The 17,275-nt window shown below is 58.6% G+C and carries 23 protein-coding genes; 8 read left to right on the top strand and 15 right to left on the bottom strand.

Annotation, left to right across the window (positions count from 1 at the left end):
• Positions 1–94: 94 nt before the first annotated feature.
• The 10 genes from GRPL_RS23870 to GRPL_RS23915 all read right to left on the bottom strand — a co-directional run bounded on the left by GRPL_RS23870 (position 95) and on the right by GRPL_RS23915 (position 7,454).
• Positions 95–1,237, bottom strand: a complete 1,143-nt coding sequence (locus tag GRPL_RS23870; protein WP_032689644.1) for a 1-propanol dehydrogenase PduQ — start codon at positions 1,235–1,237, stop codon at positions 95–97.
• Positions 1,238–1,252: 15 nt separating this feature from the next.
• Positions 1,253–1,510 (bottom strand): EutN/CcmL family microcompartment protein, encoded by a 258-nt coding sequence (locus tag GRPL_RS23875; protein ID WP_032698241.1) that lies wholly within the window; start codon positions 1,508–1,510, stop codon positions 1,253–1,255.
• Positions 1,511–1,536: 26 nt separating this feature from the next.
• Positions 1,537–3,144, bottom strand: a complete 1,608-nt coding sequence (locus GRPL_RS23880) for an acetaldehyde dehydrogenase (acetylating) (protein ID WP_050500286.1) — start codon at positions 3,142–3,144, stop codon at positions 1,537–1,539.
• A 53-nt stretch (positions 3,145–3,197) separates the two neighbouring features.
• Positions 3,198–3,476 (bottom strand): BMC domain-containing protein, encoded by a 279-nt coding sequence (locus GRPL_RS23885; RefSeq protein ID WP_015585230.1) that lies wholly within the window; start codon positions 3,474–3,476, stop codon positions 3,198–3,200.
• Between the two features lie 14 nt (positions 3,477–3,490).
• Complete coding sequence (locus GRPL_RS23890; protein ID WP_004857488.1) at positions 3,491–3,775, bottom strand: BMC domain-containing protein; 285 nt, start codon at positions 3,773–3,775, stop codon at positions 3,491–3,493.
• A gap of 16 nt (positions 3,776–3,791) precedes the next feature.
• Positions 3,792–4,070 (bottom strand): BMC domain-containing protein, encoded by a 279-nt coding sequence (locus tag GRPL_RS23895; protein ID WP_010634659.1) that lies wholly within the window; start codon positions 4,068–4,070, stop codon positions 3,792–3,794.
• A gap of 405 nt (positions 4,071–4,475) precedes the next feature.
• A complete protein-coding gene (locus GRPL_RS23900; RefSeq protein ID WP_032689643.1) occupies positions 4,476–4,994 on the bottom strand; it encodes a FidL-like protein in 519 nt (172 codons plus the stop codon).
• Positions 4,991–5,803, bottom strand: coding sequence for a winged helix-turn-helix domain-containing protein (locus tag GRPL_RS23905; RefSeq protein WP_032698240.1), 813 nt, complete (start codon positions 5,801–5,803; stop codon positions 4,991–4,993). Before GRPL_RS23905 ends, GRPL_RS23900 begins: the two co-directional genes overlap by 4 nt.
• A gap of 142 nt (positions 5,804–5,945) precedes the next feature.
• A complete protein-coding gene (locus GRPL_RS23910) occupies positions 5,946–6,524 on the bottom strand; it encodes a TetR/AcrR family transcriptional regulator (protein WP_032689640.1) in 579 nt (192 codons plus the stop codon).
• Between the two features lie 126 nt (positions 6,525–6,650).
• The gene (locus GRPL_RS23915) at positions 6,651–7,454 is read right to left on the bottom strand and encodes an NAD(P)H-dependent oxidoreductase (RefSeq protein ID WP_032697902.1); all 804 of its coding nucleotides are present in this window, start codon (positions 7,452–7,454) and stop codon (positions 6,651–6,653) included.
• Between the two features lie 87 nt (positions 7,455–7,541).
• Between GRPL_RS23915 and GRPL_RS23920 the strand changes: the two genes are divergently transcribed.
• The 4 genes from GRPL_RS23920 to GRPL_RS23935 all read left to right on the top strand — a co-directional run bounded on the left by GRPL_RS23920 (position 7,542) and on the right by GRPL_RS23935 (position 9,713).
• Entirely contained in the window at positions 7,542–8,450 is a 909-nt protein-coding gene (locus tag GRPL_RS23920) for a LysR family transcriptional regulator (RefSeq protein ID WP_032698239.1), read from the top strand.
• Positions 8,444–8,887, top strand: a complete 444-nt coding sequence (locus GRPL_RS23925) for a FosA family fosfomycin resistance glutathione transferase (RefSeq protein ID WP_032689637.1) — start codon at positions 8,444–8,446, stop codon at positions 8,885–8,887. Before GRPL_RS23920 ends, GRPL_RS23925 begins: the two co-directional genes overlap by 7 nt.
• A 246-nt stretch (positions 8,888–9,133) precedes the next feature.
• Positions 9,134–9,421 (top strand): BrnT family toxin, encoded by a 288-nt coding sequence (locus GRPL_RS23930; protein ID WP_032698238.1) that lies wholly within the window; start codon positions 9,134–9,136, stop codon positions 9,419–9,421.
• Complete coding sequence (locus GRPL_RS23935) at positions 9,408–9,713, top strand: BrnA antitoxin family protein (protein ID WP_032689635.1); 306 nt, start codon at positions 9,408–9,410, stop codon at positions 9,711–9,713. The genes GRPL_RS23930 and GRPL_RS23935 overlap by 14 nt, the downstream gene beginning before the upstream one ends.
• 152 nt (positions 9,714–9,865) lie before the next feature.
• On the opposite strand, the gene GRPL_RS23940 is transcribed toward GRPL_RS23935, so the two are convergent.
• Positions 9,866–11,278: an aminotransferase-like domain-containing protein gene (locus GRPL_RS23940; protein WP_032698236.1), complete on the bottom strand. Its 1,413-nt coding sequence runs from the start codon at positions 11,276–11,278 to the stop codon at positions 9,866–9,868.
• A gap of 177 nt (positions 11,279–11,455) precedes the next feature.
• Here GRPL_RS23940 and GRPL_RS26405 point away from each other — a divergent pair, with 177 nt between their 5' ends.
• The 4 genes from GRPL_RS26405 (at position 11,456) to GRPL_RS23955 (ending at position 14,503) form a co-directional block, all read left to right on the top strand.
• Positions 11,456–11,620: a DUF1127 domain-containing protein gene (locus GRPL_RS26405; protein WP_064497381.1), complete on the top strand. Its 165-nt coding sequence runs from the start codon at positions 11,456–11,458 to the stop codon at positions 11,618–11,620.
• Positions 11,621–11,910: 290 nt separating this feature from the next.
• The gene (locus GRPL_RS23945; RefSeq protein WP_032689634.1) at positions 11,911–12,375 is read left to right on the top strand and encodes a MarR family winged helix-turn-helix transcriptional regulator; all 465 of its coding nucleotides are present in this window, start codon (positions 11,911–11,913) and stop codon (positions 12,373–12,375) included.
• 6 nt (positions 12,376–12,381) lie between these two features.
• The gene (locus GRPL_RS23950) at positions 12,382–13,449 is read left to right on the top strand and encodes an HlyD family secretion protein (protein ID WP_032689633.1); all 1,068 of its coding nucleotides are present in this window, start codon (positions 12,382–12,384) and stop codon (positions 13,447–13,449) included.
• Positions 13,439–14,503, top strand: coding sequence for a DUF2955 domain-containing protein (locus GRPL_RS23955; protein ID WP_032689632.1), 1,065 nt, complete (start codon positions 13,439–13,441; stop codon positions 14,501–14,503). The genes GRPL_RS23950 and GRPL_RS23955 overlap by 11 nt, the downstream gene beginning before the upstream one ends.
• A gap of 215 nt (positions 14,504–14,718) precedes the next feature.
• Here GRPL_RS23955 and GRPL_RS23960 read toward each other — a convergent pair whose 3' ends face one another.
• From GRPL_RS23960 to GRPL_RS23975, 4 genes are all read right to left on the bottom strand, one after another.
• Complete coding sequence (locus tag GRPL_RS23960) at positions 14,719–14,973, bottom strand: putative Se/S carrier protein (RefSeq protein ID WP_032689631.1); 255 nt, start codon at positions 14,971–14,973, stop codon at positions 14,719–14,721.
• Positions 14,970–15,737, bottom strand: coding sequence for a putative 2-hydroxyacyl-CoA dehydratase activator YjiL (gene yjiL, locus GRPL_RS23965; protein ID WP_032698235.1), 768 nt, complete (start codon positions 15,735–15,737; stop codon positions 14,970–14,972). The genes GRPL_RS23960 and yjiL overlap by 4 nt, the downstream gene beginning before the upstream one ends.
• Positions 15,738–15,746: 9 nt before the next feature.
• The gene (locus GRPL_RS23970; RefSeq protein WP_032689629.1) at positions 15,747–16,898 is read right to left on the bottom strand and encodes a double-cubane-cluster-containing anaerobic reductase; all 1,152 of its coding nucleotides are present in this window, start codon (positions 16,896–16,898) and stop codon (positions 15,747–15,749) included.
• A gap of 96 nt (positions 16,899–16,994) precedes the next feature.
• Positions 16,995–17,234 carry a DUF2164 domain-containing protein gene (locus GRPL_RS23975; RefSeq protein ID WP_032698233.1) on the bottom strand — a complete coding sequence of 80 codons (240 nt, stop codon included), beginning with the start codon at positions 17,232–17,234 and terminating at the stop codon, positions 16,995–16,997.
• Between the last annotated feature and the right edge of the window lie 41 nt (positions 17,235–17,275).

Below are 17,275 nucleotides of genomic sequence, written 5' to 3'. Positions count from 1 at the left end.
TGTGTCTGTGTTTCTGCCGGGGGGCGGCTGACGCCTGACCCGGCCTGACATTCGGCCCCTTGTCGGCCCGCGCAAGCGCAGCGCCGCCGGGCAATTACCGGCTGCCGCTCCAGGCTCGGCGATAAAGCTCGATCAACGCGTTGGCGTCCGGCGTGCGTGGATTGGTCGGTGTACAGCTGTCGCGTAGCGCCTGGCCAACCATCTCCGTCAGGCGTTGCTCAAACTCAGCACTGGCAATGCCGGTGTCACTAATGCCGGTCGGCATCGTCATCTCGTCTTTTAATGTCTGAATAGCGACCAGTAAGCTGGCGACGCCCTGGCGGGTATTGGCCGCAGGCAGATCCAGCAGATGGGCTAAGCGCGCATATTTGCGCGCGGCGTCGGTCGCGCACTGCCCGTGATAATCGGCGTTCCAGGCCACTACCTCAGCCATTAACAGCGCGTTCGCACGGCCGTGGGGGACGCGAAAAACGCCGCCCAGCGCATGGGCCAGACTGTGGGTAATGCCCAGCGAGGCGTTGGTAAACGCCATGCCCGCCATGCAGGAGGCGTTGTGCATCTTTTCGCGAGCCAGCAGGTTGTCGCCGCTGCGCCAGCAGGTGGGCAGATAGCGGAAAACCTGCTGCACCACTTTTTCAGCCAGCGCATCGGAAAAGTCGCTGGCGGCGCGGGAGACGTAGGCCTCCAGCGCGTGGCACAGAACGTCCATTCCGGTATCGGCGGTGATCGCCGGCGGGACCGAAGCCACCAGCGCCGGGTCGAGAATGGCGATATCCGGCAGCAGCGTCGGATCCACCAGCACCAGTTTTTCGGCATCGGCCTTGACGACCGAAAAGGCGGTCACTTCGGAACCGGTACCGCTGGTGGTCGGGATCGCCACGAAGCAGGGACGCTGGCGTCCGGCCTGCGGACGGGTCTGCGCCAGGGCGAAAATAACCGCTTTGGCCGCGTCAATGACCGACCCGCCGCCCAACGCCACCACCAGATCCGGATAGCTGGCATCCATCAACTTCATCCCGCGGACTATGGTGGCGATATCCGGATCCGCTACCACGTCATCCCAGACCTGGAAGGTGATGCCGCGCTGGCGCCAGGGGCCCGTCACGCGTTCGGCGAGACCAAATTTGACCATCGCCTTGTCGGTCACCAGCAGGACGTTGCGGGCGGGGAGCTCGTCCAGAACCGCGAGCGCGTCCTGGCCAAAGCGGATCCGGGGTTTCAGCAAAAATTCACTCATTGGGTTATTCACTCCTTAAGCGTCCCGAAACACGTTCTCGACAATGGCAACCACCGACATGGCTTTGTAATGCTCGGCGTTGAGCGCGAAATACTCTTCAGCCAGAACGATGTCGTGCATGCCGGCGCCGACGCTATCGACGGCGACCCAGGTCTGGTCCTTCATGGGCTGCTGGTCATCGTCCAGTTTGACGATCAGCAGCAGGTTACTGCCGCGTAGCTCAGCGCATTTCTGCGTGGCGACGACATGTCCGACTACCTTTGCGAGAATCATTGTTTTTATCGCCTTATTTCAATGCGTTACTGGCCTAAGCGCTCAAGCACCTGGCGGATGATGCGTTCCACGTTCTGCTCGTTGATCTCGCCTTCCGCTTCGACGGCGGCGACAGCAAAACGGTTATCTGCCCCTGCGCTGCCGGTGGTCGCGACGGGGGTCGCGGCGCCAGGAGAGGTGAAGCGCACGTCGTCGAGAATGCTGCGTTGCGGGTTAGCTGCCGGCGTGACGATGGTCGGCTGCGGTTCAGGGCGGCTGCCCGGCGCGCGCAGTTCATCGATGGAACGTACGCCGTAGCCGACCCGGCGGATGTTGAGCAGGTTCATCGGGCCGACGTTATCGGAGCTGGAACCGCCGCCAACGGCGCCGCAGCCGAGCGTCAGCGCCGGCGTGATATTGGTGGTTGCACCGATGCCCCCTAACGCCGCCGGGGTGTTAATCAAAATGCGGTTAACCGGTTTTTCGAGGCAGAACTGACGAATCACATCCTGATTGCGGGTATGGATTACCAGCGTATGGCCGAGGCCTTCGTTGGTCAGCAGTTCCATCACCCGGTGGCAGGCCGCTTTCCAGTCCTCTTCCACATACAGGCCGAGAACTGGACACAGTTTTTCGCGAGAGTAAGGGTTCTGGTGAGAGACGGTGGTCTGCTCGGCGATCAGCACTTTAGTGCTGGCCGGAACGCTGAAGCCAGCAAGCTGGCTGAGATACAGCGCAGTTTTACCCACCACTTTCGGGTTGATGGTGCCGTTCGGGCGCAGAAGCAGAGCCGCCATTTTGGCCGCTTCACCTTCATTCATGAAGTAGGCGCCCTGGGCTTCCAGCTCGCGGTGTACTTCGTCGTAAATGCAGCGTTCAACGATGATCGACTGCTCGGAGGCGCAGATCACGCCATTATCGAAGGTTTTGCTGGTGATAATATCTTTCACCGCGTGATGAATATCGGCGCTGCGCTCGATAAAGGCCGGTCCGTTTCCCGGGCCGCCGCTGATGGTCGGGGTGCCAGAAGCATAGGCCGCGCGCACCATGCCTTCGCCGCCGGTGGCCAGAATCAGCGAGACGTCTTTACTGTGCATCAGTTCTGAAGTGGCTTCGAGGGTCAGCTGGCTAATGGCATCAACGCTGCCTGCCGGCGCGCCTGCGGCTTCGGCGGCGCGCTTGACGATCTCAATCGCCTTCCAGCTACACTGACGCGCGCCCGGATGCGGGGAGAAGATAATCGCGTTGCCGGCTTTCAGGGCAATCAGCGTTTTGTAGATCACGGTAGAGGTTGGGTTTGTTGACGGGACCAGCGCACAAATCACGCCCAGCGGCACGCCCACGTCCATCACTTTTTTTAGCGGATCGTCATGAATGATGCCGACGGTCTTCATATCTTTGATGGCGTCGTAAACGCGCAGCGAAGCGAAACGGTTCTTCAGCACTTTATCCTGCCAGTTGCCAAATCCGGTCTCTTCCGCAGCCATTTTCGCCAGCGCTTCGGCGTGGTGCGCGGCTTCCTGGGCCACGTTTTTCACGATGGCGTCGATTTGTTGCTGCGAAAAGGTGGCCAGAATCGCCTGAGCCTTTTTGGCGCTGCGCACCAGTTCCCGCGCGTTCTGGCGGGACTGCAAATCGTTATCCAGTTCAATCATGAGTCTATCCTTCATCAGACTAAAAGAGTGGAGACGGGGCGCGCCCTGTCAGGTCATGCTTTATGCTGCGACGCGATTTTTTCGATATCGTTATGCGGACGCGCAATGACGCGAGAGGTGACCACTTCACCGATGCGTTTTGCCGCCTCCACACCGGAGTCAACGGCCGCATTGACCGCACCGACGTCGCCTTTTACCATCGCGGTGACCAGCCCGGAGCCGACGTTTTCATAGCCAATCAGCTCGACGTTGGCGGCTTTACACATCGCATCGGCGGCTTCAATACAGGCCACCAGACCTTTGGTTTCGATCAGACCAAGCGCTTCTTTCATCATGTTGTCTCCCGTTATTCCGTCACTTTGTAATGTGCGACGATCTTGTTGATGTCGTTATGCGGACGGGCGATAACCAGCGAGGTCACCACTTCCCCAATGCGCTGTGCCGATTCCACACCGGAATCCACCGCCGCTTTCACCGCGCCGACGTCACCTTTCACCATCGCGGTGACCAGGCCGGAACCGACGTTTTCATAGCCGATCAGCTCGACGTTGGCGGCTTTACACATCGCGTCCGCCGCTTCGATACAAGCCACCAGACCTTTGGTTTCAATCAGACCTAATGCATCACCCATTTGCGTTCTCCTGGCCTTAAGCCTTGTGTTTAATGACGATTTTGTTGATGTCGTTATGCGGACGTGCAATCACCAGCGAGGTCACCACTTCTCCGATGCGTTGCGCCGATTCCACGCCGGAATCCACCGCCGCTTTTACCGCGCCGACATCGCCCTTCACCATGACGGTGACCAGGCCGGAGCCGATGTTTTCATAGCTAATCAGCTCGACGTTGGCGGATTTGCACATGGCATCCGCTGCTTCAATGCAGGCCACCAGGCCTTTGGTTTCAATAAGCCCCAATGCATCACCCATTGTGATCTCCTCCAGAACAGGTTTTGTGATTCGGGAAAACCGTCCGCGTAACGGCGTCAACACGCGGCAGCGGCGTTCGACGTCCACTATAGGGAAACGCAGATGGAGTGAAATTTAAATCCGTGAAAGTTTTATTTTTAGATTTTTACTCTGTGATTTAGCCTTTTATAGCCGCTGATTTATCTGTTTATGCTGATCTAGCGTGCGGGATTTGGCGTTGTCACGGGTGGTTTTTAGCGCGTTGAGACGCGCCGCGGGGAATGTTAATGGGGTGCTAATTTATTGCGGACGCGGGGTAATATTACCCTCCATTAAGTGTGGGTATGGTCATGTTTTTTACCGCCAGATAAATGCAAAAAGTGCGCTTTCGCGGCGAGGCGATACCGGGAAAGCAGGGGAGTGGGATTAATCGAACTGACTGCCGGATTTCAGGGTGCAGACATAGAGTGGAGAGTTGATGGAGCTCAGCAGAATTGCTTTCTCGTTGAGCTTCTGGGCGTTGAGAAACAGGCCATCATGGCTGTCGGACATTTCACGCATAAAGTAGGCAAAGATCACGTCCGGCGACTCATCGATTGACGAGGCGCTGGATTCCCACTTGCTGATGCGGTAGTGGCGTTCGGTAGATGAGATGCGTTGGCTGGTCCAGTTAAACTTGACGTAGCGCTGCAGATAGAGCCAGCCGGCCGCGGAGTCGGTATAGCCCTCGACGACCATCGAACCCTTGCCGTTGGCGGTAAAATTAAAATGAATATTGCCGTTGACGTTCTCTTTCTCCATGTTCTCAAAACGCATAATGGCTTTGGTTGAGCAGCTCATCACCCCGTCTTTTTCAACGGGCAGCAGTTTCCAGGCGCTGACCCCGGTCGCGACGATAAATACCAGCGTAGAGAGGGCGAAAAAGGGGCGAGGAGCGAGTCTCATTGCGGCTTCCAGGAGTAGTAGAAATAGTTATCGCAGTAGCTGAACGGGTTGTCTTCATGCATGGCGCAGTGGGCGAGGAACACCCGGCCCAGCCCGTTGGTTTCCAGCCGGTCGCCATAAAAGAAGACCAGACGCTCGCCGGGTTTGCACTCGAGCTTCAGCCGCTGGCGTACCTCATCAAAATTCTTACCGTAGGCGCTGGCGGAGACCGAACGCAGCATCTCGTCACTGGCCAGCAGCTCGCACTGGCTGTGGGTCATCTGCGTCAGGGTGATGGGACGGGATTCACTGCCGCCGACGAAAGCAAACGCCAGCAACAGTAGCGCGATGGCCAGCAGACTGGCGCCGGCCATATACCAGCAGGTGCCCCGCGCATGCCGTGAGAGGGCGGGCGCTTCCTCGGCGCAGGCGAGGGGGGGCTCGGACTCCTGCACCGGCGCGACTTCTGCCGCGGGCGCGGGCGGTGCCTCCGGTATGTCGTCAATGATGGCGATGGTTAATTCGGGGTTGAGCTGCAGCATACCGCGCGACACCGTGACGATGATGTTCTCGATGTCGTAATGACGGAAGGTTTTGCGCAGCATGCTCAGATACTGGTTGAGGTTGCTATTGGATGACGTTAATCCGTTGTCATCCCAGACTTTTTTCAGTACCTCATCGCGGCTGATAACATCGGTATGGCGCAGGAAATAGTAGAGCAGCGCGCTGGCAGTGATAGACAGCTGGCTGTCCGGTTCGCTGCTTCCCGGTAGGGTGAGTGTGCCGTCCGTTGCATCATAAATGAGACGGGCATTGATGTTGTAGCGCATCGCGGCCTCAATCTAAGAGCCTACATGAGGCTATTTTATTTGTCAGTCTGGTCCAGGGAGCGTCTACATATTTCACGTATGCCCGGGTGCCCAGACGGCCTGCAACCATCCATGACGCCTGACGGGGCAGGCTTTTCCGGCATCACGCCGGAAGCGTCATCCGCGTCAGATCGCGCACCAGCGATCGGCGGTGGTCGGCGCCCATGGTGCGTCCTTCCGTCAGTTCCGACAGCCAGATACCGTCCGCCGCATAGCGCACCAGGGTGCCGGTATGGCTATTATCCAGCGCATCGCCCTGCGCCAGATGCCCCAGCATCCAGTCTCGCCAGCATTTTCTCAGCACCGGCTCATCCGGCATCGCCAGGGACAACACCATCAGCTGCCGGCTTTCGTCGGTATCCGTCAGGTCAGAGAGATAGTGCAGGTAGGCGCGGGTAAAACGGCCATAAGAGACATTATCGGCCGCCATCAGCCCCGAGATGGCCTCTTCCATAATGGCCAGCAGACGGGCGAACAGCGCAAAAATGAGCGCCTGCTTGTTGGGGAAATGATGCAGCAACCCGCCTTTACTGACGCCTGCTTCACGGGCGACGGCATTCAGCGAGAGCGACGCGATGCCATCCCGGCCGGCAATCATTGCCGCCGACTCCAGCAGCTGCTGATGCCGGCGGGCAGGATCTTTTTTTCGGTGCTGGGCTTCCATATTCATGGCCCGAATCATACCGACCAGACGGTATGATTATTTTTGATAGCGATCAAGATGCGGGGCGGTGTCGCGCCGTGGATTGTCGTTATTGCGCGGGGGGTCACAATTCGTCATATGAATTCCGGTGATATCTGCGGTATCTCAGCAATCACCGGGAAGACATGACTTTGTCGTCTGATGCAGCGCAAATCCGCATTCGCCAGGCGCCAGCTCCGGGCGCAGCGTCAGGGAGGGGATCAGATAGTCGCCGTGGTTTTGCCGGCGGAACGGGATGGGGGGCGTTTCCGCCAGCGTATCCAGCCGCTGCCCCAGCTCGCGGCACTGCCGGGCAAAGCGCTGCTCGTCCGTTTTCTCCGTGCGATAGAACACCAGCGGCGGCAACACCGAAAAACCGGGGTAGAACAGCATTCCGTGCTGGATGGGGAACAGGATGTCGTCGATGGGGCCGTTGATACCGCGCGGGGCGTAATGCTCCGCCCAGCCGCCGGTGGTGACGATCAGCATCGCCCGTTTGCCCGCCAGCGTCCCTTCACCATAGCGGTCGCCCCAGTGGCGGTCGCTGTGCTCGCCGACGCCATAGGCAAAACCATAGGCGTAAACCCGGTCGATCCAGCCTTTCATAATGGCGGGCATCGAGAACCACCACAGCGGAAACTGAAAAATCACCGTATCCGCCCACAGCAGTTTCTCTTGCTCCGCAACGATATCTGCGCTTTGGGTTCCTTGTTCAAAAGCCTGCTTTGAATCGAGCGTCGAGCGCCAGAACTCGCCAACCGGCGGGGCACTGCTGTCGTCAGCATCAAAGCCCGCTTTCCAGCGCATGGCGTAGAGATCGGAGACCTGCACCTCGTGCCCGGCCTGCTGCAGATGTTGCACGGCAAAATCTTTTAAACCGCCATTCAGCGAGCGCGGTTCCGGATGGGCGTAAATCAGCAGTACTTTCATGGTAATCACCTCTGAGCGATGGAGAGCTGCAGAGTAAGCAAGCTGACACTATAGTAGAAATTAATTGCTTAAATCTCAGGTATAGCCGTGATTAATTTACATCGTTTGGATCTCAACCTGCTGCGCACCCTCGACGTGTTGCTGAGTGAGAATAACGTCACGCGGGCGGCGCAGCGGCTCAACCTGTCGCAGCCGTCGGTGAGCATTCAGCTGGCGCGCCTGCGGGAAATTTTTGCCGACCCGCTGCTGCTGCCCGGGCCGCGCGGGATGCTGCCGACCGCCCGCGCTGATGAACTGCGCGGACCGTTGCGCGATGCGCTCGCCGCACTCGAGCTGGCGGTGGCGCCTGCCAGCCATTTTGATCCGGCGACGGCGGCGCAAACCTGGCGCGTCGCGGCGACAGATTATATGGCCTCGGCGATTTTACTTCCGGCGCTGCACACGCTGCGTCGGGCCTCCCCAGGCAGCCGCCTGGCGGTCTTTGAGCTGCAGCCCTCGCGGCTGGTGTCGCAGGCAGAGCGTGACGAAGTGGATCTGTTTTTCCATACCCGTGACGGCGCGCCGGCGGAGCTGCATCAGCGCGTCTTGTTCAGTGAACGCTATGTGCTGGCGGGCAGAGTCGGGCATCCGGCGCTGCAATCGGCGCTCAGCCTGGCGCAGTTCTGCCAGCTGGAACAGGTGATTGTTTCGCCGGACGGCGGCGGTTTTCATGCCGCGACCGATATCGCGCTGGCTAATCTTGGCCTGGCGCGACGGGTTGTCCTTTCGGTGCCACATTTCCTGTTTATGCTGGAGACGCTGCGCAACAGCGAGCTGGTGGCGGTGGTACCGGAGCGGCTGGCGCGTGGGGTAAGTGGTCTGATGGTCGTCGAGCCGCCGCTGGCGGTGGCCGGGTTTGATATGCTGATGCTGTGGCACGAACGCTGGCATCGCGATCCGGCCCATCAATGGCTGCGTCAGAAAATCGTGATGTCATTAGAGGATAAGTCATGTTAAGCGGATTGAATCACCTGACCCTGGCGGTCAGCCGCCTGGCGCCGAGCGTGGCGTTTTATCACCAGTTGCTGGGGATGACGCTGCACGCCCGCTGGGACGGCGGAGCCTATCTTGCCTGCGGCGATCTGTGGCTGTGCCTGTCCCTCGATCCGCAGCGGCGCATCACTCCGCCGGAGGAGAGCGACTATACCCACTACGCCTTTAGCATTGCCGAAGCTGACTTCGCCGGGTTTGCCGCCCGTCTGGAAGTGGCCGGGGTGACGATGTGGAAGGTGAACCGCAGCGAAGGGGCGTCTTATTACTTCCTCGATCCCGATGGCCACAAGCTGGAGCTGCACGTCGGCAGCCTCGCTCAGCGCCTGGCCGCCTGCCGCGAGCAGCCGTATAAAGGGATGGTTTTTTATGGCGAGGAGCCGCAGGCGAGCCGGAACCCGTAGCCCGGCTGAGCGCTGCGCCACCGCCTGAATCGCCCTGCGGTTGCTCCCCGGAGGCGGCGCCTGGCGCGCCTTGTCCGGGCTACTGGCTCCATCGGCTGCAAACCTGTAGCCCCGGTAAGCGTAGCGCCACCGGGGGAAAATCTTTACAAACTCTACTCTGAAAATGTGAGGTTTTTTCCAACACTGTCAGTATAATCTTCAGACAATTGTATATACTTTTTTGTATATACAATCAGGATGAATGTTATGCCAATGGGGTTTGAATGGTATGCAAACAAGGCAACAAGCAACCTAAAAAAACATGGGATTCGCTTCGAGGAGTCGGTGTTAGTCTTTGACGACCCGCAACATCTTTCCCGACATGATCGCTATGAAAATGGTGAGTATCGCTGGCAAACCATCGGGCTCGTTCATGGAGTTACTGTTGTTCTTGTGGCGCATTCGGTCCGTTTTGAAAGTGGAACGGAGGTCATTCGTATTATCAGCGCCCGGAAGGCGGACAAGAAAGAGAGGAATCGTTATGAACATGGTTAAACATAAACGCGATAACCCGACAGCGCTTACCGCTCAGCGTGAAGACGAACTCAACGCGCTGGCGAAAAAATCAGATGATGACATTGATTACAGCGACATCCCCTCTTCGGACGATGAGCCGTGGTCAGAGGCGGTTCGCGGTAAATTTTATCGGCCGCTGAAAACGCAGGCCTCAGTGCGCATTGATGCCGATGTGATGGAGTGGCTTAAGCGCCCGGGAAAAGGCTATCAAACGCGGCTGAATGCGATTTTAAGAGAAGCCATGCTGCGCGAGCAGAATAAGAAATCGTAGCTATTCCCGGCGTTCGGCGCGCGATAGAGATTGCCCCACTGGGGGCGCTTGCCGCGTCTTGTGGGGCGACGAGTCCGCAGGCGACCGGGAACCCGTAGCCCCGGTAAGCAAAGCGCCACCGGGGGGCAAGCCAGTTCGCGACGGTGAAAAACTCACTCCATCGCCACCTTCACCGCATCCCCCAGCTTCACCATCACCTCCCGGTGCTTGTCGATCGGCGGCAGGGCGCAGTTGATCCTGACGCAATTGCGGTATTTCCCGGACGCCGAGAACAGCGAACCCGGCGCGACCTGGATTTTCAGGCGGCACAGCTGCTTTGCGACGCAGACCATATCGACGTGCTCGGGGAGCTCAACCCACAGCATATAGCCGCCCTTCGGTCGGGTGACGCAGATCCCGCAGGGGAAGTATTCCCGCAGCCAGCAGGTGTAGATCTCCATATTCCGCTGATAAATCTGCCGCATCCGCCGCACGTGGCGATGGTAGTGGCCTTCGCGGATAAAGTTACAGGCGGCCAGCTGGGTTGAAGGAACGTTGGTCCCGCTGGCGGCGTATTTCATCTGTAGCAGACGATCGTAGTAGCGGCCGGGCGCGATCCAGCCGATACGCAGGCCTGGAGCGATAGTTTTGGTAAACGAGCTACACAGCATTACCCGGCCGTCGATATCCCACGAGTGAATGGTGCGCGGACGCGGGTAGTCGGTGGCCAGTTCGCCGTAAATATCATCTTCGAAAATGACGATATCGTGCCGCTGGGCGAGGGTCAGCACCGCGCGTTTGCGGGCGTCCGGCATGATAAAACCCTGCGGATTATTACAGTTCGGCACGAGGATAACGCCTTTGATCGGCCACTGCTCCAGCGCCAGCTCCAGCGCTTCAATACTGATCCCGCTGTCCGGATCGGTCGGGATCTCAATGGCTTTGATCCCCAGACCGCGCAGCAGCTGCATGGTGCCGTAATAGGTCGGCGACTCCACCGCGACGATGTCGCCAGGCTGGCACACCGACAGCAGGGCCAGCGACAGCGCGCTGTGACAACCGCTGGTGATCACCAGATCGTTGGCGGTGACGACGGAACCGCCGTCCAGCATCAGGCGGGCGATCTGCTCCCGCAGTTCGCGGCGCCCGGCCAGCTCGTCGTAGTTCAGCACCTCGTTGAGGTTATGCTGAATCACCCGGCTAAGCTCACGCCACAACGGTTTCAGGCTCGGCTGAGTGACGTCCGGTGAGCCGCCGCCGAAGGGGATGATGGTTTTGTCGTTACGGGCGTCGAGCATGGTCAGCACCTGATCCCATTGGGTAATCTCCACCGGGCGCTGAACCGGGCGCGACATCGGCGGTACCGGCGGCTGGGCTTTACGCGGGGCGACAAAATAGCCGGAACGCGGCTGCGGGGTGATCAGCCGCTGCTGTTCCAGCGTCTGGTAGGCCTGCTGCACGGTACTGATGCTGACACCGTGCTCCTGACTCAGGCTGCGTACCGACGGCAGTTTTTCGCCGTCGCGATACAGCCCTTGCTCAATACGTTCTGCCAGCAGACTGGCCAGATGTTGGTAACGCGTCATGCTGTATCCCTTATTGCCGCCATACAGATAGATAAACCAGTACAGATGGATGAAAAAAAAGCCACGCAGATATCGTTTTAGCCAATCTGTATGTTAAAGAAAAGTATTTTGTGCATCTGTATTGTTGGGCTTCAGATCCGCGAAGATAAAGCCTCTGGCAAGGCGAGGAGGTAGAGGATGGAATTTCACGAGAACCGGGCAAAACAGCCGTTTATCGGTTTCGTATTACTGGGCCGCATGATAAGAAAATGGTGGTTACGGCAGCAAACGCGACGGGTTTTGCAGCGAATGAGCGATGAACAGCTCAAGGATGTCGGGCTGAGGCGAGATCAGCTCAATTAAAAAATGCGTTTTTCCCCGGATGATGGCCTAAACGCGCTATCCGGGCGACCAGTCCATAGCCCCGGTAAGCGCCGCGCGGCCGGGGTTTTCCCGGGGGCGGTGCTGCATACCTGTCCGGGCGACAAAACCGCACGATGCCATAGCCCCGGAAAGCGATAGCGCGACCGGGGAAATGTCCGCCAGGATTATTACATTCACAATATTTATCAATTAATGCTTCTGCGCCCACTGTTTCTTGATACTTACCCTGATAAGTATTATTTTCTTCTCAGCTAACTGAGGAAAGAAACATGACCGAAGACGAACTGTTCGCCCGCCGCCCGATGGGGATGCGGATGGCGATGGTGGTCCGCCAGTGGCGCGCGACCATCGACTCTGCTATCACCGATACCGGCCTGACCCAGTCAAGCTGGACGGTGCTGATGCAGCTGCATCAGCTGGGGGACAACGTGTCGGTCAGCGAGCTGGCGGAGGTGCAGGGTATTGAACTGCCGCCGCTTATGCGCACCCTCACGCAGCTGGAAAACCAGGGCTATCTGGTGCGTTCAACATCGCCATATGACAAACGCATACGCCTGCTGACGCTGACGGCGGAAGGCCGGTCGATACTGGAAGATCTGAACCGTGTGATTGAGACCTATCAATCCCGCGTCACCCGGACCATTCCTGCGGCGGATCTCGCCACCTTCAGCGCTACCTTAAATCACATCGCCTGCAATTTGCGGACAATCCGCGAAGAAGATAACAAGATCTAAAAAACTATGATGACCCCTGAACAAAAATTTGCCCGCTGGGTAAGGGTAAGTATTGTCGCGTTCCTGACGATATTCGCCTGGTTTATCGTTGCCGATATCTGGATCCCGCTGACGCCGGACTCGACCGTCATGCGGGTCGTCACGCCCGTTTCACCGCGCGTCTCCGGCTATGTGTCGCAGGTCTATGTGCACAACAATAGCCAGGTGAAGAAAGGAGACCTGCTCTATGAGCTGGATCCGACGCCGTTTATCAACAAAGTCCAGGCCGCGCAGATAGCCTATGAACAAGCGAAGCTGAGCAATCAGCAGCTTGATGCCCAGCTTGCCGCCGCGCGCGCCAACCTGCGCACCGCACAGTTCACCGCCCGCAACGATAAAGTGACTCTGGATCGCTATCAGCGCCTGAGCACCATGCAGAACGTTTCGCAATCGGATCTCGATAAGGTGCGCACCACCTGGCAGACCAGCGAACAGTCGGTCAGCGCGCTGAATGCCAGTATCCAGAATCTGCTGATACAGCGCGGGGAGCGCGACGATAACCGTAACGTGACGCTGCAAAAATACCGCAACGCGCTGGAAGAGGCGCAGCTCAACCTTGGCTGGAGCAAAGTCTACGCCGAAACGGACGGGATGGTGAGCAACCTGCAGCTCAATCCGGGTCTGTATGCCACTGCCGCCACGCCGCTGCTGGCGCTGGTCAGCAACCATACCGATATTGTCGCTGATTTTCGTGAGAAGAGCCTGCGCCACACCGGGGTGAATACCGATGCCGCGGTGGTCTTCGATGCCCTGCCGGGGAAAGTCTTTCCGGCGCACGTGACCAGCAGCGACGCCGGGATTTTAGCCGGCCAGGAAGAGGTTAACGGCCAGCTATCGCAGCCGGAGCAGTCTACCCGCTGGGTGCGCGATGCCCAGCGGATGCGGATCCACGTCGCTCTTGATGAACCGCTGGATAAACCGCTGCCGACCGGCGCCCGTGCCACGGTTCAGCTCTATAACAGCGAGGGTCCGTTTGCCCGCACCTTTGCCGGCCTGCAGATCCATCTGGTGAGCCTGCTGCACTATGTCTATTAATACGCTGGCTCGCGTTTTTACCCCGCACGGTAATATCGTTTACACGGCGAATGACTTTCGTCAGACGCTGCGGATCGCCTTTGCCGGGATGATAGCGCTGAGTATCTCGACCTTCTACGATGTGCAGTACGGCGTCTTCTTTGTGGTCTATCCGCTGATGCTGCTGTCGCTGGTGCCGGTTTTTAATCGTCACGTCGCCAGGCAGTTTATCTTCAGTGCGGCGGTAAACTGCGTTGAAATGGTGCTGATCGTCGGCTATCTGTCGCAATGGCCGATTGTGATGACGCTGGTGGTTTTTGGCCTCTACGTGATGCGTTTTCGCTTCATGAGCCAGGGGCCGCTGTTTCTGCTGGGGTCGATGGGGGTGGTCTGTCAGAGCACGATGCTCAACTTTATGAGCTATCCCACCAGCAACTGGCACACGCTGCTGTTCTCTAATATGGAAGCCTGTGTGATGGCGGTGGCGCTCAGCGCGTTAATGAATTACCTGATTCCGGACGTCGAACCGCGTAAGCCGCCGCCGCGAATCGAGAAAGACGCCGCCAGGGTGCGCCATGAATCGCTGCTCTCCGGCACCGTCGCCACCCTGATTTTCGTGGTCTTCCAGATCTGCGATCTCAGTGACTCTCTTTCGGCGCTGATGGCGGGGATCCTGATCCTGTTCCCGATGCACTATCGCGGCGCGGTGATAAGCTCGGTGTGGCGTGTCGCGGGGGTGGTGTTGTCCTGCCTGTATATTCTGGTGGTGCAGCTGCTTATCTACGATTTCAGCAACCATATGGTATTGATGATGCCGCTGATTGGCCTGGGTCTGGCCTTTAGCGCGCGCCTGCACGTGATGGAAAAGGTTGGCGCCGGGGTGGGCTTCGCCAGCATCACCACCATCGGGATCATGTTCGGCCAGAACCTGCACCCGGACCAGGATCTGATCTTCAGCGATCTGTACCGTATTACCTCGGTGACCGCCTCGCTTATCGTTACGCTGACGTTGGTTTTCCTTGTGCACCGGATTCTGAACTGCTTTGCGCCGACGCGGTTCGTCATCACGGAATAGCCTCAGGCCGCCAACGCGCTCTGCTGGCGATCGGGGGATTGATAGGGATCCCATGGGCGAGCGCTACGGCCACTGCGCGCGCGTTATGCCGGGTGGCGGCTGGCGGCTGGCGCCTTACCCGGCCTGCAAACAAGACCGGGGCTGGGCGATCGGCTGTAGGCCCGCGCAAGCGAAGCGCCGCCGGGCGATGATTGACGCCCTGGCAGGGATAGCCCTTATGCCTGCTGCGGAAAGTTAGCCAGCAGCTGGTAATCATCCCCGGCAACGCGAAATATGGCTTCCGTTTGGCCGGGGATAACCCACTTCTGTTCTTCTCCCGGCAGACAGTGCAGATAAATGCACAGCCCGCAGCCGCCGCGCAGCTGACGTGGAATGTCCTTGACCTGAAAGGATAATCCCGCCGCCTGCAGGGCTTTGCGCATCCGTACCACCCCTACCGTCGAATGAAATAAAAACAGATATGCCGTCATCCTCGCCGCCTCAGGCGTTGGCCGATCAGCGCCGCGCCGATGGCGCCGGCAAACTGGGCGTCCGGGTGCCTGTGCACCGTCAGGCCGAGCTGACGCTCCAGCATCGCGGCGAACGTCGCGCAGTGGCTGACGCCGCCGGTAAACAGCAATGGCCCCTGCGCGGATAAGCGGCCGATAAAGTTCGCGCTGCGCCGGGCCATGGCGTTGATCACCCCGGCCAGAATCGCCTCCGGTGCGACCCCGGCTGAACGCAGGCTGATCACTTCCGATTCGGCGAATACCGTGCACATGCTGGTGATGGCGTGCGCTTCAACGCCTTCAGTAATGGCGTCCAGCTGCTCGACGCTGGCGCCGAGGGTTCGCGAAATCACCTCCAGAAAGCGACCGGTACCGGCCGCGCATTTGTCATTCATCAGAAAGTCGCTGAGGTTGCCCTGCGCATCCAGCTGGATGACTTTGCTGTCCTGGCCGCCGATATCAATCACCGTGCGGGTTTCCGGCGCCAGCAGACGTGCGCCGAGCCCGTGACAGGAAATCTCCGTCACCTGTTTATCGGCAAAATCGACCAGTTGGCGACCATAGCCGGTGAGGGTTAAAAAGGGCGTTTCCGCGAGGCCTGCGCGCAGCGTCTCCCAGGCGTCGTTGATGGCGTCGGCGGGGCGAAAGGGGGTCGGGCAGAGGAAACGGCGTGCAATGACGCCGTCTGCCAGCAGGATACCTTTTGTCGCGGTGGAGCCGGAGTCAATGCCTACCGTGTAGATCACGCGCGCTCCTTACAACATTTCGATAAATGCGGCGACACGGGTACTGAGCTGGCCGAGGTCTGCCGTCGAATAGTCGGTTTCAATCGCGATATAGGGAATGTCGTGCCGCTGACGTACGTGGCGCTTAATCGCCAGCGATTCAACGGCATAGGTATGGCAGGCCTGCAGGATGACGTCGACCACGCCATCGGCCTGATACTCCTCGACCATCTGGCTCAGCAGCTGCAGGCGCCGATCGTTGGGCGAAATGCAGGAGCAGCCAATAGCGAGATATTTATCGGTTAAGGCATCGTAGACGTCGCCGTCTTCCGCCACACAGTGCTCGGTAGCTTTCGCGCCGGTGCAGTTCTCATAACCCACCACCCAGCCGCCGTTGTCTTCGATGGCGCGGACCACTTTTTCCGCCGCACCGCCGATTGGGCAGCCGGTAATCAGAATACGCGGGCGGGCCTCCAGTCGTTGACCTTCGCGCCATTGCTGATGGATACGTTCTGCCATCGCGTTGAGTTCATCAATCAGCGCGGTTTTGTCGAAGCGGAAGGTCGCGCCGTAAACCACTTTCAGAATGTCGCCGCCGCTGAGCGCCGGTGGATTTAACTGCCCGAGGCGATAGAAATTGGCCAGCGCCCGGCGTTCGCGATTTTTCAACACGATGGCTTCGCGCAGCGCCGCCTCGCTGATTGGCGTAGCGAAACGCGTTTCAATCACCTGCTGCAGGCGCTTGATCTCCGCTTTCCACAGCGCCCGGGAGGCGGCGTCGCTGGCGCTGTTCGGTAGCTGCATCACGTGTACCGCCTTGAACTCGGCCATGTACTCGTACATCTTCTTTTTGCCATCGCAGGTGGTTTCGCCGACCACCAGGTCAGAGAAGTAAAAGTAGGGGCATTTATCGGTTTTGCCGAAGCCATAGCTGCTTTTAATCAGCGGGCAGAGGTTGCGCGGCAGGTCTTTCTCCGCCTCTTCAATGGTCTCATCGGAGGTGGAACACAGCGAGACGACGACAGCGCCCGCCGCCATGGCTATCTCCTGTGGCATAAAGGTACAGTAGGTGCCCACTAGCGGCACATTCTGTTCTTTAAGGTCCATGACGGTGAGAAAACCCTGCTGACGAGCTTCCGAGAATTGGTCGAAGATGGCGGGTAGATCGGTGATGAGCGACATGATTTTCCTTCCCCGTACACGGGAGATGATGAAAGAGTCGCCAGTATAACCCTGTTATTTGTATGTGTTTGTTGATCTTCCACGCATCCCGCGGCGTTAGTAGACCTTCTTCAAATCCATCTCTTCCTGAATGCGCTCGCTGTAAGCCACGTGGGTGCGGATCGCCTCCTCAATCCCGGCGTTATAGAACATAGGGCCGAGCTCTTTCGCGATAAAATCGACAAAGAACTCGGCGTCAAACTGCTCCAGTTCAAGGTCAAAATTCTGTTCGCAGTATGCGCATAGCTTTTCGCGAAGCAGATCGCGTTCGCCGGAAGTCAGGGTAATGTCAGCCATTTTTGCTCCTTAAATGGGCTCTGAATGCATCAAAAGGCAGA

The organism is Klebsiella planticola ATCC 33531 (assembly GCF_000735435.1).
Classification (GTDB): domain Bacteria; phylum Pseudomonadota; class Gammaproteobacteria; order Enterobacterales; family Enterobacteriaceae; genus Klebsiella; species Klebsiella planticola.
The sequence above is the reverse complement of the archived record's forward strand: the minus strand, read 5'-3'. Positions and strand labels throughout refer to the sequence as shown.

Bases quoted from the DNA above. Each gene is read 5' to 3' on its own strand.
- GRPL_RS23915 (WP_032697902.1), bottom strand. From the start codon at position 7,454: ATGAAAGTACTGCTGATTTACGCCCATCCGGAACCGCGCTCGCTGAAT.
- GRPL_RS23935 (WP_032689635.1), top strand. From the start codon at position 9,408: ATGAACATGGTTAAACATAAACGCGATAACCCGACAGCGCTTACCGCT.
- GRPL_RS26405 (WP_064497381.1), top strand. From the start codon at position 11,456: ATGGAATTTCACGAGAACCGGGCAAAACAGCCGTTTATCGGTTTCGTA.
- GRPL_RS23900 (WP_032689643.1), bottom strand. From the start codon at position 4,994: ATGAGACTCGCTCCTCGCCCCTTTTTCGCCCTCTCTACGCTGGTATTT.
- GRPL_RS23905 (WP_032698240.1), bottom strand. From the start codon at position 5,803: ATGCGCTACAACATCAATGCCCGTCTCATTTATGATGCAACGGACGGC.
- GRPL_RS23950 (WP_032689633.1), top strand. From the start codon at position 12,382: ATGATGACCCCTGAACAAAAATTTGCCCGCTGGGTAAGGGTAAGTATT.
- GRPL_RS23930 (WP_032698238.1), top strand. From the start codon at position 9,134: ATGCCAATGGGGTTTGAATGGTATGCAAACAAGGCAACAAGCAACCTA.
- GRPL_RS23970 (WP_032689629.1), bottom strand. From the start codon at position 16,898: ATGTCGCTCATCACCGATCTACCCGCCATCTTCGACCAATTCTCGGAA.
- GRPL_RS23960 (WP_032689631.1), bottom strand. From the start codon at position 14,973: ATGACGGCATATCTGTTTTTATTTCATTCGACGGTAGGGGTGGTACGG.
- GRPL_RS23910 (WP_032689640.1), bottom strand. From the start codon at position 6,524: ATGATTCGGGCCATGAATATGGAAGCCCAGCACCGAAAAAAAGATCCT.
- GRPL_RS23925 (WP_032689637.1), top strand. From the start codon at position 8,444: ATGTTAAGCGGATTGAATCACCTGACCCTGGCGGTCAGCCGCCTGGCG.
- GRPL_RS23940 (WP_032698236.1), bottom strand. From the start codon at position 11,278: ATGACGCGTTACCAACATCTGGCCAGTCTGCTGGCAGAACGTATTGAG.
- GRPL_RS23875 (WP_032698241.1), bottom strand. From the start codon at position 1,510: ATGATTCTCGCAAAGGTAGTCGGACATGTCGTCGCCACGCAGAAATGC.
- GRPL_RS23945 (WP_032689634.1), top strand. From the start codon at position 11,911: ATGACCGAAGACGAACTGTTCGCCCGCCGCCCGATGGGGATGCGGATG.
- GRPL_RS23885 (WP_015585230.1), bottom strand. From the start codon at position 3,476: ATGAAAGAAGCGCTTGGTCTGATCGAAACCAAAGGTCTGGTGGCCTGT.
- GRPL_RS23870 (WP_032689644.1), bottom strand. From the start codon at position 1,237: ATGAGTGAATTTTTGCTGAAACCCCGGATCCGCTTTGGCCAGGACGCG.
- GRPL_RS23895 (WP_010634659.1), bottom strand. From the start codon at position 4,070: ATGGGTGATGCATTGGGGCTTATTGAAACCAAAGGCCTGGTGGCCTGC.
- GRPL_RS23890 (WP_004857488.1), bottom strand. From the start codon at position 3,775: ATGGGTGATGCATTAGGTCTGATTGAAACCAAAGGTCTGGTGGCTTGT.
- GRPL_RS23880 (WP_050500286.1), bottom strand. From the start codon at position 3,144: ATGATTGAACTGGATAACGATTTGCAGTCCCGCCAGAACGCGCGGGAA.
- GRPL_RS23955 (WP_032689632.1), top strand. From the start codon at position 13,439: ATGTCTATTAATACGCTGGCTCGCGTTTTTACCCCGCACGGTAATATC.
- GRPL_RS23975 (WP_032698233.1), bottom strand. From the start codon at position 17,234: ATGGCTGACATTACCCTGACTTCCGGCGAACGCGATCTGCTTCGCGAA.